Annotated in this window: 16 protein-coding genes and 1 pseudogene; all 17 read left to right on the top strand. The window is 38.0% G+C overall.

Features of this window, described 5'->3' with window-relative positions:
- Positions 1–539, top strand: a pseudogene (locus tag RR45_RS08565) (DUF3114 domain-containing protein); the annotation flags it as partial.
- On the top strand, positions 536–1,303 hold the full coding sequence (locus RR45_RS08570; RefSeq protein WP_072353396.1) for a hypothetical protein: 768 nt from the start codon (positions 536–538) through the stop codon (positions 1,301–1,303). The pseudogene RR45_RS08565 and the gene RR45_RS08570, both read left to right, overlap by 4 nt.
- 37 nt (positions 1,304–1,340) lie before the next feature.
- Positions 1,341–2,069, top strand: a complete 729-nt coding sequence (locus RR45_RS08575) for a hypothetical protein (protein ID WP_143188701.1) — start codon at positions 1,341–1,343, stop codon at positions 2,067–2,069.
- Positions 2,070–2,391: 322 nt separating this feature from the next.
- Positions 2,392–3,252 carry a transporter substrate-binding domain-containing protein gene (locus RR45_RS08580; RefSeq protein WP_031365778.1) on the top strand — a complete coding sequence of 287 codons (861 nt, stop codon included), beginning with the start codon at positions 2,392–2,394 and terminating at the stop codon, positions 3,250–3,252.
- A 63-nt stretch (positions 3,253–3,315) separates the two neighbouring features.
- The gene (locus RR45_RS08585; RefSeq protein WP_031365777.1) at positions 3,316–4,218 is read left to right on the top strand and encodes an amino acid ABC transporter permease; all 903 of its coding nucleotides are present in this window, start codon (positions 3,316–3,318) and stop codon (positions 4,216–4,218) included.
- On the top strand, positions 4,215–4,976 hold the full coding sequence (locus RR45_RS08590) for an amino acid ABC transporter ATP-binding protein (protein WP_031365776.1): 762 nt from the start codon (positions 4,215–4,217) through the stop codon (positions 4,974–4,976). Before RR45_RS08585 ends, RR45_RS08590 begins: the two co-directional genes overlap by 4 nt.
- A complete protein-coding gene (locus RR45_RS08595) occupies positions 4,976–5,200 on the top strand; it encodes a DUF4059 family protein (protein WP_031365775.1) in 225 nt (74 codons plus the stop codon). The genes RR45_RS08590 and RR45_RS08595 overlap by 1 nt, the downstream gene beginning before the upstream one ends.
- Positions 5,201–5,436: 236 nt before the next feature.
- Positions 5,437–6,360, top strand: coding sequence for a thioredoxin-disulfide reductase (trxB, locus tag RR45_RS08600; RefSeq protein ID WP_031365774.1), 924 nt, complete (start codon positions 5,437–5,439; stop codon positions 6,358–6,360).
- 196 nt (positions 6,361–6,556) lie between these two features.
- Positions 6,557–6,793 carry a preprotein translocase subunit SecG gene (gene secG, locus RR45_RS08605; protein WP_031365773.1) on the top strand — a complete coding sequence of 79 codons (237 nt, stop codon included), beginning with the start codon at positions 6,557–6,559 and terminating at the stop codon, positions 6,791–6,793.
- A gap of 205 nt (positions 6,794–6,998) precedes the next feature.
- Positions 6,999–9,296, top strand: a complete 2,298-nt coding sequence (gene rnr / locus RR45_RS08610) for a ribonuclease R (protein WP_072353397.1) — start codon at positions 6,999–7,001, stop codon at positions 9,294–9,296.
- 13 nt (positions 9,297–9,309) lie between these two features.
- On the top strand, positions 9,310–9,780 hold the full coding sequence (smpB, locus tag RR45_RS08615; protein WP_031365771.1) for an SsrA-binding protein SmpB: 471 nt from the start codon (positions 9,310–9,312) through the stop codon (positions 9,778–9,780).
- Positions 9,781–10,153: 373 nt separating this feature from the next.
- Entirely contained in the window at positions 10,154–11,323 is a 1,170-nt protein-coding gene (locus tag RR45_RS08620; RefSeq protein ID WP_031365770.1) for a nucleotide sugar dehydrogenase, read from the top strand.
- 36 nt (positions 11,324–11,359) lie between these two features.
- The gene (locus RR45_RS08625; RefSeq protein WP_031365769.1) at positions 11,360–12,553 is read left to right on the top strand and encodes a glycosyltransferase; all 1,194 of its coding nucleotides are present in this window, start codon (positions 11,360–11,362) and stop codon (positions 12,551–12,553) included.
- A gap of 219 nt (positions 12,554–12,772) precedes the next feature.
- Entirely contained in the window at positions 12,773–13,840 is a 1,068-nt protein-coding gene (locus RR45_RS08630; RefSeq protein ID WP_031365768.1) for a FecCD family ABC transporter permease, read from the top strand.
- A 2-nt stretch (positions 13,841–13,842) separates the two neighbouring features.
- Positions 13,843–14,604 carry an ABC transporter ATP-binding protein gene (locus tag RR45_RS08635; RefSeq protein WP_031365767.1) on the top strand — a complete coding sequence of 254 codons (762 nt, stop codon included), beginning with the start codon at positions 13,843–13,845 and terminating at the stop codon, positions 14,602–14,604.
- A 100-nt stretch (positions 14,605–14,704) separates the two neighbouring features.
- On the top strand, positions 14,705–15,745 hold the full coding sequence (locus RR45_RS08640) for an ABC transporter substrate-binding protein (protein WP_031365766.1): 1,041 nt from the start codon (positions 14,705–14,707) through the stop codon (positions 15,743–15,745).
- Positions 15,746–15,757: 12 nt separating this feature from the next.
- Positions 15,758–16,771 (top strand): NAD(P)/FAD-dependent oxidoreductase, encoded by a 1,014-nt coding sequence (locus RR45_RS08645; protein WP_072353398.1) that lies wholly within the window; start codon positions 15,758–15,760, stop codon positions 16,769–16,771.
- The last annotated feature ends 119 nt before the right edge of the window (positions 16,772–16,890 follow it).

Consider the following 16,890-nt stretch of genomic DNA (forward strand, 5'->3'; position numbering starts at 1 on the left):
ACCACCAAATGCGGTATTGGTTGGATAAACCAATCGTGGAGTATATCAATAACAAACTACCAGTAGGCGAGGGAGAAACGAAGGATTCCGCTTATTTGAAGTGGTTGGAGGAAATGGGGATTGTAGCAGGCAATCCAGCGGCAGATTTGCATAATAGAACAACTAATACAGAAAATGCAGTTCATCCCAAAAATGAAAAGATTACAGCAGGACATATTGAAATCATTTTCACGCATGATTGTAATAATACGGTTAGTATGTGGAACCATTTAGAAAAAGATGAAAGTGGAGTTCGGTACGATACCAATCCAGAGCGATATACGAAAGATTACCAAAATATTGCTAACACAGATTCGGCGAATTATGCCGACCCTAAAATTGAAAATGGGAAATATATAAATAGTGGTAAAGGTCACAATCCTTTGGATGTAAACTTTCCACCAGAGACCGAATCTGAGTTGAGAAGCGAAGCAAAAAGTGAGTATAAGAAAAAACCACCTTATAAAACAGACTTGGGAAAAATCAGAGGTGGGAAATGAAATTAAAAAATAAATTTTCTATTTCCAAAATGATTTCGCTGTTAATGTTTGTCAGTGCTCTGAGCGTGTTAGTAGCTTGTACTCAGATTAAGAAAGGAATAAATTCAATGTCAGAAGATAAAAAAATTACGAAAATAGAAATTGGAGAAACCTATAAAGCAACTTGGAGTAAAATAGCTGATGAGAAAATAGAAAATGACAAAGTTCTTTATTATATAAAGTTTTTGGATGAAAAAACTTTTATGTATGTTGAGGATGACACGCAACACTACGAAGAATATTACTCAGAAGAACACGACGATATAAAACTTATTTCAATAAAACTGGGAACTTATAAAAAAAGTGGAGATAATTTTGTTCAAGAAAGCTATCTTGCTTATGATGATTTAGTTTTTTCTCCATTGATTGATGTAAAAAAGGGAGCTATTGGAGAGGTTAGTAGTTTCATGAAAAAACACAAAGAGTTTTTTGAGGAGGATATGATTTATAAGTATGTTATTGAAAAGTATGACGACTATTATCGAATAGATGGGAACAAGCCTAAAACTAGTAAACCGTCAGATGCTTTACGTATTTCAGATGTCAAATTACCAGATACAGTTGAGGAATTTTTGGCTCAGTATAACTTAACCTCCGAAGATAATAAAAAATCATCAGATGTTAAACCTCAATCTTATGGGCAATCAGAAAAGAAAAAGATGTTTGACCCTGCACAATTTCCAGTGCATAGAGAAGATGATGGGACAATATGGGTTGGTTTCTAATTTATCGTTAAGCGAAAACAGGGAGTGATGAAAAGTTATGGTAAACAAAAAAATTATTTATAAAATTGCTCTGTTGTTCGTTATGTTCCTTTCTTTGATGAGTTTAGTGGCTTGTAGCCAGATTAAGAAAGGAATAAATTCAATGTCAGAAGATAGAAAAGTTACAGAAATAAAAATTGGGGAGACTTATACAATGTCTTGGAAAAATTCTGATTTTATCGAAGCTGATAGGAGCTTTGATTATATAAAATTATTGGACGATAAAACATTTATATATGTCAGTGATGATACGCAACATTCTAAAGAGTATTACCAAAGAGACGGAGATAATAAAGTCATTTCGATAGAGTCAGGAACCTATGAAAAAGAGGGAGATAATTTTATTCAAAAAAGTTATCTTTCTGACCAAGGTTTAGTTTTCTCGCCAGATATTGATGTTAAAAAAGGCGTTAGTGGGAAACTAAGCAATTTTATGTCTAAAAATGAAAAATCGTTTGATAGTACTAAAGGTGGTGGTGTAGCTATTGAAAAACATGACAATTATTATCGCATAAATTCTTCAAATTTAAAAGGCAATCCGTCAGACGCTCTACACATTTCAGAAGTCAAATTACCAGATACAGTAGAAGAATTTTTGGCTCAGTATAACTTAACGTCAGATGTTAAACCCCAATCTTATGGACGAACAGAAAAGAAAAAGATGTTTGACCCTGCACAATTTCCAGTGCATAGAGAAGATGATGGGACAATATGGATTGGTTTCTGAATTATTATTAAGAGAAAATAGGGAGTGATGAAAGACTATAGCAAATAGAAAGATTACTTAATAAAATTACCTGGCTGTTCCTTAATCAAACTATCAGACAGAAAGTCATTATAATTTCGGAATTGGTATGGTTTTCTTATTAGTCTAAATAAATTTAGAAAGGAAAGTGGGCTCTCTATTTTTACTTATATGAGTATAAGAAATAAAATCTCTCGGGGTTTTATTTTTTTTATGGCGGTCATAATCTTTCATGATGATGCTGACAAATGAAGTATGATAAAATAAAAATATCTTATTAAATAGAAAAAAGAGGATTTTTTTGATGAAAAAATTTAAAAAAATAATCGTGTCAGGTTTAATTTTAAGTGCAGCAGTTGCCCTTGCAGCTTGCGAGAAATCGTCAACAACTGCGATATCTGATACATCAAAAAAAGATAAAGTTACGACTATTACAGTTGCAACGGATGCAGATACGAAACCTTTCACTTATTCTGAGAACGATAAACCGACAGGTTACGATATTGAAGTGGCGCGTGCGGTATTTAAAGCATTGCCAGAATATAAACTCAAAGTAGAAGTGACTGATTTTGATAGTGTGATTGCAGGTGTCGACTCAGGTCGCTATCAGTTTGCGGCTAATGATATTGGTTGGCGAGAAGAACGAGCTGAAAAGTATTACTTCTCAGTCCCCTTGTCTAAATCGAATAATGCTGTTGCTGTGAAGTCTGGTGTTAAAGTCAAAACCTTGGGTGACCTAGCTGGGAAATCTACAGAAGTACTGCCATCAGCAAATTACACCACCATTTTATCCAAATATAATGAGGAAAATTCGGATAAACAAGTCAAACTCAACTATGTCGATGGTAGCTATCCAACAGCTAGTCGATTAGCAGATGTTGACTCTGGCAAGATCGATTTTCTCTTATACGATGCGATTTCGCTTAAAACAATTATCAAGGACAAAGGGTTGAACGATTTGAAGGTGGTGAATATTGCCTCAGAATCAACAGATGCTCACGATGGTTTTGAGTATTTCTTATTTACCAAGGATGCACAAGGCAAGGAATTGAAAACTAAGGTTGACAAGGTCTTGAAAAAGCTAGAGGCAAATGGTACACTCAAAGAGTTATCAGAAAAATATTTTGGTGGTGATTTTGTACCATCAGCTGATGCCTATAAATAATCTGAATTATAAAAGGGTGTCATCGTTATCAGCCCGAAAAAGTATAGAAAGTTTTGATATACCATGAAAAAAGCAAGCAAAATAGCCTTCGGGATCTTGGCAGTCTTGGTGTTAGCAATTGTAATTGTAAGTGTCACGGTCAAAGGACAGTACACGTTTACTGCGTTCTGGACCATGTTTTTTGACAAGATTTTTAACTGGAATGCCTTTATTAGTGCCTTCAAACCTATCATCACTCGGGTGCCAACGTCCTTTATTATCACCTTGATTGCCATGGCGATAGGTTTAGTTTTAGGTTTACTCTTAGCCTTAATCAAGCTGAATAAGTTGCCCGTTTTAGACCAGATTCGTGCACTCGCCGTCAGCTTTATACGTGGCACGCCGATTTATGTTCAACTTTTATTGACTTATACTGGTATTCCTTTGATACTCAAAGCGATTAACCTTAATTATGGCACGGCTTATAATATCAATGATATTTCGCCGATGCTTTTTGTCATTTTAACCTTTGCTTTTAATGAAGCAGCTTATAATTCTGAGACGATACGTGCAGCGATTGAGTCTGTCGATGTTGGTCAGATTGAGGCAGCAAAATCACTCGGTATGACTAATTTTCAAGTTTTTAAGCGCGTGACATTGCCAGAAGCAGCAACAGTTGCTATCGCGCCCCTTGGCAACGCACTCATGGGCTTACTCAAAGGGACATCACTCGCCTTTGTTGCAGGTGTCATTGAAATGACCGCTGAAGCTAAAATCATCGGTGGCTCAAGTTTCCGTGTTTTCGAAAGCTACCTTGCCGTCGCACTCGTTTACTGGGCCATTAACCTCGTCTTCGAAAACTTGATTAGACTATTAGAGCGACGATTACAGATTACACCGAAACAAAAAAATAAAAGCCGTTTAATGCCAACAGGAAATCCTTTTGAACAGAGTTCAGTGGGCAATGGTGGAGGAGATGTCGTATGACCATCAAACTATCAAATCTATATAAAAAATTTGGTGACACTGTCGTCTTGGATGATGTGTCATTAGAAATTGAACCAGGTGATGTGATTGCACTGATTGGCGCATCTGGGGCTGGTAAATCGACTTTTTTACGCTCGATTAATTATCTAGAAGTACCAGATTCAGGCCATGTTGATATTGACGATTTGCATCTCGATTTTGCGAATATCAATAAAGATGATATTCTGAACCTTCGCCGTAAAACGGCCATGGTCTTTCAACAGTTCAATCTATTTGAGCGTCGTACAGCACTTGAAAATGTCATGGAAGGTTTAATACAAGTCAAAAAAATAGATAAAGTAACTGCAGCAGAACAAGCCGCGCAAGAATTAATCAAGGTTGGTCTTTCAGACCGGATGGCTTATTATCCGAAATTTTTATCAGGTGGTCAAAAGCAACGTGTCGGGATTGCAAGAGCGCTAGCTATGAAACCAGCGTTGTTACTCTTAGATGAACCAACGTCTGCTCTTGATCCAGAATTGGTTAGTGAAGTGCAGGCGTCAATCATTCAAGCCGCTAAATCAGGTCAAACCATGATTATCGTGAGTCACGAGATGGATTTTGTTTATCATGTAGCGAGCAAGGTGATTTTTTTAGAACAGGGGAAAATCATCGAATCTGGCACACCAGAAGACGTCTTTTATGCGCCAAAACACCCAAGAACGAAAGAATTTCTTGCGCGTCACACTAAAAATCTCGAAATAGGGAGTTTCCTTTAATGCAAGCTATTTTAGCCATTTATCTTAAATCTTTGTTTATCTCAGCTGTCCTTGTGTTAATTCTCAGCGGCCTCTATATGTTAGGCACCATTTCCCGAAACTATGATAAGCCTTTAAGTGTCCGTCAAAATAAAATTTTTGATATCTTATTGATTGATATTCTAACGATTCCAATCTTGAGTTTTGCTGTTTTGGCAATCTTGATTATTTTGAAATCTAGATGATTGATTACAACAATGTTCGTTTATCTGGAATACGTATGATCTCTAAAAGTTGGCGTTTACTTCTAACCTTTAGCGGTCTTTTTTCATGAGGCAATTATTTTTAAGGTCGTACAATATTTTGATAGGTTAATAAAACGATATACTTGCATATTCAACGTGAGAAATATAGAATGTAATTACCATTGATATTCCTGAAATAATTATTTAAGGAATATCAATAAAAAGTGAGGGGAAAAATGACTTTATATGATACAATCGTCATCGGTGCCGGTCCTGGTGGGATGACAGCAGCGATGTATGCAGCACGTAGTGAACTCAAAGTATTACTACTTGAACGTGGCGCACCAGGTGGCCAAATGAATAATACAGCTGAAGTAGAAAATTATCCAGGCTTTGCTACAATTATGGGGCCTGAATTATCAATGAAAATGTTTGAACCGCTTGAAGAATTAGGTGTCGAAAATGCTTACGGTATCGTCCAAAATGTAACTGCCAATTCTGAAGGCATCAAGCAAGTCATCACTGAAGATGAGGTTTACGAGGCTAGAACTGTCATTATTGCGACAGGGGCTCAGCATCGCCATCTCAATGTTCCTGGTGAAGCAGAGTACGGCGCGCGTGGTGTATCTTACTGTGCGGTCTGTGATGGTGCTTTCTTCCGTAACCAAGATATTTTGGTTGTCGGAGGTGGGGATTCGGCCGTAGAAGAAGCGCTATTTCTCACGCGTTTTGGTAGCTCTGTGACGATTTTACACCGTCGTGATGAACTCCGCGCTCAAAAAATCATTCAAGAACGGGCTTATTCAAATGAAAAAATTTCATTTATCTGGGATTCAGCCGTAGAAGAAGTTTTGGGCAATGACATGAAGATTACAGGCGTTCGGATTAAAAATCTTAAAACGGGTGAAATCAGTGAAAAAGAATTTGGTGGCTTGTTTGTCTATATCGGCATTGATCCGATGACGGATACAGTGAAAGAACTGGGCATTACGGATGAGAGTGGCTGGATTATAACTGATCAAGGCATGCAAACTAAAGTACCAGGTATCTTCGCAGTCGGAGATGTGCGCCAAAAAGACCTCCGTCAAATTACAACAGCAGTCGGAGAAGGTGCACTAGCTGGTCAAGGTGTTTACAAATATATCACGGATAATGCTTGATATAAATGACTAAATAATATAAAAGAATCGAAAGGTTCTTTTTTTATTTTAAGCAAAGATATGTTTTTTATGTTATAATGACTATGTGATGGCTATTTCTAGCACCAGGATTTTAAAGGATGACTGCCATCCGACCTGATTGGGATAGAAATAATCAAATGTTGGATGTAGAAAGTCGGAGAAGATGATAAAAGTTATTTACGATATTTTAATTGCAGTCTTACTTATATTGTCAGCAGTTTTGATTGTGTCAATTATGATTCAACCCTCTAAACAAGACAGCGCTGCGAGTGCCTTTACAGGCGGTGGTGATGAACTATTTGAGCGCCGTAAAGCACGAGGCTTTGAAGCCGTGATGCAACGTTTTACTGGTGTGATGATTGGACTTTGGCTGCTTGTTGGTTTTGCACTAGTTGTTTTATCTACCAGATAATGACGGGAATCTCTAAACTTTGTGCTTGAAGGCCGTTTTCGAGACAGGACAGATGAGGCGATTCTTGCTTTATCTATTGTACCATTGTCAAAACGGTTGAGTCGTAAAGTGTCAGGTACCCTAAAAAAAGCTGGGATAAACTCTCAGCTTTTTGTGTTATCACAACGAAATATATTGAGTCCTACTCAAAAAATAGAAAGAATATATGAAATTAAGTAAAAAAGTAACTGATTTTTTGGCAAATATGCCATCAAAATCAATCTCGCCAAAAATGTTGGCGACCAATCTCGGATTGGTTGACAATGCGAGCGATTATAAACATTTGCTCAAAACCATTGCCCAATTAGAAGAAAGTAAGGTAATCGAAGTGACTGCTGGGGGCAATATCGCCCTGCCACAACCAGAGGCAGAAGTTCTCGAGGGGACTTTCTCTGCCAATCCACGTGGTTTTGGTTTTGTCAGAATTGGCGAAAATGAACCAGATGTGTTTGTTAAGCGTGGTAACACAAAATTTGCCATGAACGAAGATATCGTTGAAGTCAAAATCACCTCACCAGCTAATCCGCTCAAAGGCAATGAAGCCGAGGGGAAAGTCGTTGCCATCAAATCACGCGCTGTGACAAATTTGGTCGGTGAGTTCTACGAGTTTGATGAAGAAGAAAAGAAAAATAGTGGCTCACTTCTTGGCTACGTTGTCAATAAAAATAAGAAAATTCCCTTTAAAACTAATATTTCTAAAAAAGGCTTGCATCCAGAAGTAGGCGATATTGTTAGAGTTGACATTACACATTATCCTGATCGTGACTTTCCAGATGTTTTACAAGGTTTGGTCGTAGAAATCATCGGAAAATCAACAGATACAGGGATTGACGTCCTAGAAGTCTTGGAATCAATGGGTATTCCGTCACCATTCCCAGAGGATGTGTTGGCGGAGGCAAACGCTGTCCCTGATGAAATCGACGAAAAAGACATCATCGGTCGTGTGGATTACCGTAATGAAATCAGTTTCACTATTGACGGCGCAGACGCTAAAGACCTTGACGATGCCGTGCATATCAAAGCATTAGATAACGGTAACATTGAGCTTGGTGTGCATATCGCTGATGTCAGCTACTATGTGACAGAAGGTTCGGCTCTTGACCGTGAGGCACTCAACCGCGGGACATCAACTTATGTGACGGACCGTGTCGTACCGATGCTACCAGAGCGTTTGTCAAATGGTATCTGTTCCCTTAATCCACGTGTCAATCGTTTCACGCAGTCATGTGTCATGGAAATTAATCCAGACGGCTATGTTGTCAACTATCAAATTTCTCAGTCTGTGATTAAAACAACGGAACGTATGACTTATTCTGATGTTAACGAAATGCTCGCTGGTAATCAAGATTTTTTGGATAAATTTGCGGCAATTGCTGAATCAGTTGAGCAAATGGCGAAACTTCATGAGATTTTGCTTGCCATGCGTGCCCGTCGTGGCTCAATTGACTTTGAAACGCAGGAAGCGAAAATCATCGTTGATAAATTGGGTAAACCGATTGATATTCAAGTTCGCAATCGAGGGACAGCTGAGATGATGATTGAGTCCTTCATGTTGATTGCCAATGAAACAGTTGCACGTAGTTTTGCGACACGTGAACTGCCATTTATCTATCGTGTGCATGAGCATCCAAAAGCCGATAAATTAACGCGTTTTATTGATTTTGCCTCAGTATTTGGTATTCCTTTGAAAGGGACACCTGAAAAAATGCAGTCAAAAGACCTGCAAGATTTCATGTTGAGAATCAAAGGTCAACCAGGCGAAATGGTGCTCTCAACCATGTTATTACGTTCAATGCAACAGGCACGTTATGATGAAGATAACCTCGGTCACTTCGGTCTAGCTGCGGAGTACTATACACATTTCACGTCTCCGATTCGCCGTTACCCAGATTTACTGGTGCATCGCTTGATTCGTGCTGAAAGCCATCCGACGACTGAAACGATTGAGCATTTCGAAGAAATTATCCCTGAAATTGCCAAACTCACATCATCTCGCGAACGTCGCGCCATTGATGCTGAGCGTGCAGTTGAAGCCATGAAAAAAGCAGAGTATATGGAGAGTTACGTTGGTACTGAGTACGATGTGACAATTTCGTCTGTCACCCGCTTTGGTTTCTTCGTGTCATTGCCCAATACCATTGAAGGCTTGGTGCATATGTCTACGCTAGGCGATGATTTCTACAACTTTAATGAACGTGATCTGACGCTCAAAGGTGAGCGTACTGGTAAGGTATTCCGTATGGGGCACCCTGTTAAAGTCAAGTTAGTGAAAGCCGATAAAATCACCGGCGACATTGACTTTGAACATGTCGACAGCGATTTAGATGTCGTTGAAGCCATTGAAAAGCGTAGTAGAGATAGCCGTGGCGGGCGTGATTCACGTGATAAACGCCCTGATTGGCAGAAAAATAAAGATAAGAAACCCTTTCATAAAAAAGGCGGAAAACCTGCTAGAAAAAAATAGGAGGTGTTTGTAAATGGCAAAAGATAAAGTGAAAGATAATGTCGTCGCTCAAAATAAAAAGGCACATTATGACTATGAGATTACCGAAACATTTGAGGCTGGCATTGTACTGACTGGTACAGAAATCAAGTCAGTTAGACAAGCTCGAATCAATATCAGAGACGGTTTTGCGCGTGTTAGAAATGGTGAGGTTTGGCTGAGTAATGTTCATATTTCGCCTTTCGATGAGGGGAATATTTGGAATGTTGACCCGACACGTAGTCGCAAACTTTTATTGCATAAAAAACAAATTGCTAAAATTGAAGCTGAAATTTCACAAGCTGGTATGAGTTTTGTGCCTTTGCGGGTCTATGTTAAAGATGGATTTGCTAAAGTCCTCATGGGGCTTGCCAAAGGTAAGAAAAATTACGACAAGCGTGAAACGATTAAGCGAAAAGAACAAAATCGTGACATTGCTAAACAGCTAAAAGCCTTTAACCGTTGAGTCTTCAACGGTTTTTTTGATACTCTAAAAAAATATGTCCCGATAATACAGTTTTTTGTCCTGAAAATATATAGGCAATTAAAGCTCATACTGTTACAATTTAACTATAGCTAATATGAAAAATAAAATAATTTAAGTTAAAAACATTAGATTAATCAAGAATATACTTTTGTTATATTGCCATATTTGGCTAGTTAGAAGATACATCTGTCATCGTTTATGAGGTAGACGATTTTTTTTACCTCAAAAACAGCTTGAATTGGCATGCATTTTTTTGTTTTTAATAAAAAATAAGAAAATAATTGAAATAAAGTTCAATACCATAAGCTGTACGGCTGATGATTAAAGAAAAAAGATTAGGAATCAATGGAAAATGAGGATATCGGTATTTGGGTTAGGTTATGTAGGATTAGCGAATTCATTGTTATTAGGTCAGCATGAGGAGGTGATGGGCTATGACATTGATAGTCACAAGATTAGATTATTGGAACAGGATTGCTCACCTTTAGTAGATGATTACATTGAAACATTTATTAAAGAGAAACGTTCTAATGTGAGCTATACGAGTGATTTTGAGCAAGCGGTTTTACATGGAGAGTATTTGGTGATTGCAACACCAACAGATTACGATGAATCAACAGATTATTTTGATACGTCGTCTATTGAAGAGGTAGTTGAAAAAGCAATTCAAATCAAAGCTGATGCGAAATTCATTATCAAATCTACGATTCCAATCGGCTATGTTGCGACCCTAAAAAAACAATTTCCAAGTGTTCAAACGATTATTTTTTGTCCTGAGTTTTTGAGGGAAGGAACAGCGCTGTATGATAATCTTTATCCGTCTAGGATTATCATTGGTGATACGACTGATGCAGCAAAAGAGATTGGTGCCTTATTTTTGCGAAATGTCTGGGATAAGGAAGTGGCTGTCTTATACACGGGTGAGACTGAGGCGGAAGCAATCAAGTTATTTGCCAATACTTACCTAGCCCTTCGTGTCGCCTATTTTAATGAATTGGATACATTTGCGCAGATAAATGGTCTTGAATCTAGGCAAATCATTGAGGGAATGGGGTTAGATGAGCGTATCGGTTCTCACTATAACAACCCAAGTTTTGGTTATGGTGGCTATTGTTTACCTAAGGATACCAAGCAGTTAAAACAAAATTATCGGCAAGTCCCTGAGCGCTTAATTTCAGCGATTGTTGCGTCAAATGATGTTCGAAAAGATTTTGTTGCCGATAAGATTATGGCGAAAAATCCTAAAACAGTTGGTATTTTTCGTTTAACGATGAAGCATGGGAGCGATAATTTTAGATACAGTGCCATTCAAGATGTTATGGCGAGACTGAAATCTAAGGGTGTTGAAATTGTTATTTACGAACCAACTTTGAGTATGCCACATTTTAAGAATCATCAACTTGTGCATAGTTTAGAAGACTTTAAAAACGTGGCTGAGATTATTGTCGCCAATCGCTGGGATGAAAGTTTGCGTGATGTGGCACATAAAGTGCATACGCACGATGTATTTGTGAGAGACTGAAATATAAAGTCGATCAACTAGATTAATGGAGAGAAAATGTTAAAATTTTTAAGTATATTTTTATTGGTTTATGGTGTGCTTGCCATTTCGCATATCGTATTTCAGATTGTGCTATGTCATAGTGATCATAGAAAACAGAACAAGAAAGCATTTAAGGACTTTCATAGTCAATATCAGGCTAGTGTTTCTGTGATTGTGCCTGCCTATAACGAAGTGCCTCAAATTTTGAAAAATTGTATTGATTCTATTGTGGCACAAAAGATCGCTAACTTAGAAGTCATCGTTGTGGATGATGGCTCGAAAAATCGTGAAGAATTGATTGAAAAAGTCTATGATACTTATCAATCCAATCAAAATGTTAAAATTTTATTGCCTGAGAAAAATAGGGGTAAGCGTCATTGTCAAAAACTTGGCTTTGATATTGCCAAAGGTGACATTATTGTCACAGTGGATTCAGATACCTTACTACATGATGAGGATGCTGTTGAAAAATTAATTCAGCGTTTTGCAAATAAAAAAGTTGGCGCTGTCACTGGCGATGTTCGAGTTGAAAACAAAAATAAAAATATCTTAACACGTCTGATTACGTATCGCTATTGGTCTGCTTTTCACCAAGAGCGGGCGGCTCAGAGCCGCTTTCACGTTGTCATGTGTTGTTCAGGACCATTTTCAGCCTATCGTAAAGAAATCATTGAGAAAGTCAAAGAAAAGTACATTACACAGTATTTCTTGGGCGAAAATTGTACTTATGGGGATGACCGTCATTTGACGAATTTGGTTCTTGAGTCAGGCTATGAAGTTGCTTTCCAAAGTGATAGTCAGGTTTATACGTTTGTCCCTGAAACAATTGGTGGGTATATCAAACAGCAAGTGAGATGGAATAAGAGTTTCTATCGTGAGATGCTCTGGACGATTAAGTTTGCGCATCAGCATCATTTTTATATGTTTTATGATTTGGTCATGCAATTTGTCTTGCCTTTTATGTTGGTTGTGTCTCTCATTGCTATGATGATTCAAACAGTTATTTATCAAGATGTCGGACATTTATATCAGTATTTGATTGTTTTGGTTTTGATTGCTATTGTTCGTTCATTGTACGGTATTTACAGAACTAAAGATTTCGGGTTTTTACTTTTTGTTATCTACGGCTTTATGCACGTGCTGCTTTTATTACCTGTTAGATTCTACGCATTATTGACATTAAAATCTACAAAATGGGGAACTCGATAAGTTTCATTTATGGTATAAAATATAATACTAATCCAAAGAACAGCTTGCTTAGGTAAGTTGTTTTTTTGTTAAATCTACCAAATTGACAAAATAATCTGACAAAAAATGTAAAAATATATTTACGTTTTGTTGGAAGTCGGCTATACTGAAATAGTTATAAAAATAATAAGACTGAAAAGCTAGAGTAAGCTTGAAGTCCTAATCTATAAAGGGGAAGAAATGTTTACCATCAACAAGAAACGAAAAATACCGATGATTGCATGGGTTGTACTGTTTCTGATGATGATTATCATATCTGTTATCGTTTCGGTCAGCAATGGTCAGGCTGAGATTTCATTTTGGGATGTCGGTCGTATTTTAGTCAACAAGATAAGTCACGGTACAATTGGTGAGATTAAGGAGTTACCAGTCTCTTCTGTCAACATCATTTGGTTTATCCGGATGCCGAGAATTCTATTGGCAATTTTTGTCGGATTGGGTTTGGCCTTATGTGGTACAGTGATGCAGGCAGTCGTTCAAAATCCGTTGGCTGATCCTTATATCTTAGGGATTTCATCAGGATCATCTCTTGGCACAACCTTTGCTATTTTGATTGGCTTTGGGTCGGGCTCAATTTTATCTCAGTTTGGGGTTGGTATTGGTGCTTTCGCCGGTGCTATGATTGCGACTTTATCCGTTCTGATGTTATCAAATATTGGTGGTCGAATGACAAGTGTCAAGTTGATTTTATCGGGTTCAGTCATTAGTAGCCTATTTGGTTCTATTTCGAACTTAATCGTTTATCTAGCAGGTAATTCTGAAGGGATTAAAACAATTCAGTTTTGGTTAATGGGGAGTCTCGCATCAGCAACTTGGTCTAAATTAGGCATGGTGATTGTGCCAGTTTTACTTGTTTTAGCTTTCTTTTTGACGCAGTCAAGAATCTTAAATGTGATGCTTTTGGGAGATGAGGCAGCGATTACACTAGGCGTTTCGCTCGGTAAATACCGCCGAGCCTACATGGCTATGACCTCGCTGATAACAGGACTCATCGTCGCAAATTCAGGTATGATAGGCTTTGTCGGTCTCATTGTACCACACATTGTACGTGGCTTATTTGGCAGTGATCACAAGGTGACATTACCGTTAACCGCCGTTTGTGGCGCTCTGTTTATGGTTTGGGCGGATTTAATTTCTCGGATTTTGATTCATAATGTAGAACTTCCGATTGGGATTATTACAGCCATGATTGGTGCACCTCTATTTATCTACATTATCATTAAAAAAGGGTATAGTTTTGGGGGCTAAAAATGAGATTATCTATTCAAAATCTTGAGATAGAAGTGGCGCATCAGTCAATTGTGCGTCAGGTTTCCTTAGAGGTACCAGATAAAAAAACGGTCGGTCTCATTGGTGCCAATGGTTCAGGCAAATCAACATTGTTAAGAAGTATTTACAAGAGTATCGCACCGACACAAGGAACGATTTATATAGATGATATTGATGTTTTGAATTCGCCTAATAAAAAGGTAGCAAAACATCTGGGTGTGGTAGGCCAGTTTAATGAACTGAATTTTGACTTGACAGTTGAGCAGATGGTTTTGTTAGGTAGAACACCGCATAAGAAAATGATGGAAGCAGATAATTTCTATGATTATCAACGCGTACAGGAGGCGCTTTTAAGAACGAATCTGATGAACTACAAAGACAGGAGTTATATCTCCTTGTCTGGTGGAGAAAAGCAGCGGGTGATTCTAGCCAGAACCATTGCCCAAGAGCCTCAGGTTATGATTTTGGATGAGCCGACCAATCATCTGGATATTCGCTATCAGTTGGAGATTTTGACGGCGGTTCAAAATCTTAATATCACGACCTTTGTTGCGCTCCATGATTTGGAACTGACAGCATCATATTGTGATTACATCTATGCGTTGAAAAATGGTGAAGTCATTGCGCAAGGGACGCCTGAGGCAGTCCTGACGGAAGAATTAATCGCTGAGATTTATCAAGTCAAGTGTCAAATTTATGAAAATCCGATTACGCATCAACTGGGGTTTCATTATTCAATATAATATAGAGAACTTCGAGTGGACGTGCCCCTTGCTTGGACAGATAACAAGTGGAAGTCAAGTTTCAAGTCTTCACAAAGTGAAGGCGCAGAAAGGGAAGAAAATGAAAAAAATTATAACGGCAACTATTTTAGGCTTATCAGCTTTGACATTAGCTGCCTGTACTCAAAAAACGACAGAAAAATCAACATCAACGGCAAGTCAATCAGATAAGACAACTTATCCACTGACGATTAAAAACTATCGAAAGAGTGTGGGAAGTGATTCGAAAGCAGACCCAACTTGGCCTGAAAGTACGCAAACATTTACGCATGTACCTAAAAAAGTACTAGCCAATACCCGCCCGATGGCTGAACTTTTACTCCATCTCGGACTTGAAAAATCAATCGCAGGTGTAGGGGCAGTTTTTGGTGAGAAAGATGCGAGCGTTGCAGCAGAATTTGACAAGCTTAAAAGTCTAGGTGATAACTATATTCCGCAGGAAACAGCTTTATCAGTTGACCCAGATATGGTTTTTGGTCGTGGTGGCTTGTTTGAAAAATCTGAGTGGGGTGTTGGGACGGTTGAGTCCTTAAATGAAATGAACATCCCAACTTATATTATGAAGACATCCATCAAAGGCGGAACATTTGATTCGATTTATGGCGATATAGACAATCTCGGCAAAATTTTTAACGTGAAGCCTGCTGCAGATAAATTTAAAGGTGAGTTAAAAGCACGTGAAACGGCTTTGAAAGACAGTCTAAAAGATGTCAAGAAAACACAGACCTTTGCTTATATCCATTCCAATGACCCAGCTGACATCAGTGGTTATTCATTAACTGGTGATACATTCTCTGTTAGTTTGTTCAAAATGTTGAAGCTCAAACAAGCCTATGATGTGCCAACAGGTACGGTAAGTATTGAAAAAATCATAGAATCTGACCCAGATATGATCATCATTCCAAAATGGGATGACACAGATAACGCTGAAAAAACCGTTAAAGGTCTTTATAGTAGTGATAAAGTTTCAAACTTAAAAGCGATTAAAAATAAAAAAGTTTACATTCTGAACTATAACTATCTGTTTGGTTATAGTTATCAATCGCTTGCAGGATTTGAAGAATTTGCCAAAGTCATCTACCCTGAACTTGCCAAAAAATAGACGAGGTAACCAATGACAGAAACAAATTATGATGTTGTGATTGTAGGTGGTGGACCATCTGGCCTTTATAGTAGTTTTTCGTGTGGTATCCGTGGTTTAAAAGTTAAGTTACTTGAAGCACGCGCAACACTTGGGGGCAGAATTCCCTTATATCAGGAAAATATCATCTGGGATTTAGGGGGCGCTCAAGGCAAGTTAGCGAGTGATATTGCAAACAATCTATTAGATGCTGCTCAGCAATTCTCACCAGATATTACTTATAATCAACAAGTAAAGCACATCAAAAAAGAAGAAACCGGCTTTACCCTAACGACTCAAAGTGGGCAAGAATACCAATCAAAAACGGTTATTTTGGCATCAGCTTTAGGGATTATTCAGCCTAGAAAGCTGAAAATACCTGATACCTATGAAAATCTCCATTATCCTGTAAGTGAAGTGATTAACTTCAAGGCGTATACGGGTCAAACCGTCCTTCTCTATGGCAATCCTGACTCCCTGTCTAGCTATGCCATTCTACTCAAACAAGTCGCTAAATCGGTAATTTTAGTCACGAAAAAAACAAATTTTCCAAATACCGAACATTTTGCGACAAATGTTACTGTCTTAACGCAAGTTGAGGTAAGCAATTTTGCATCGGAAGGAGACTTTATCTCTGCCGTTACCTTATCCGATGGACAGATTATTCCTGTTTCGCAAGTCTTGATTCATCTGGGTATGAAACGGGAAACCAACACAATCACATTTGAGAATTTTGAATTAGAAACAGTTGACCAACATGGTCACGACTTCATTAAAAATAAAGCAGACACGACAACAAGTATTGAAGGTCTATATGTTGTTGGTGATTTAGGTAGCTATCCCGATAAAAACTATATGCTAGCGGCTTGTATGACAGAAGGCTCAAATGCAGCTGGCCAAGCTGCTCGTTATCTGTATAATACAGCAAGAGGACAACTCATTGTTTCAACACATAATGACGTTTTTAAGACTAAAAACATAGACATGGTTTTGCAATACTTTTCTTGATAGTAAAGGACGCCCTAAGCGTCTTTTTTTACCATTCTTTTACATGATTTTTACAAAAAAACGGCAGAACTTTTACACAAGATTTGGTGATTCAGCGGTATAATTATTTTTGTAAGGCA

Source organism: Pseudolactococcus chungangensis CAU 28 = DSM 22330 (assembly GCF_002441885.1).
Lineage (GTDB): Bacteria > Bacillota > Bacilli > Lactobacillales > Streptococcaceae > Pseudolactococcus > Pseudolactococcus chungangensis.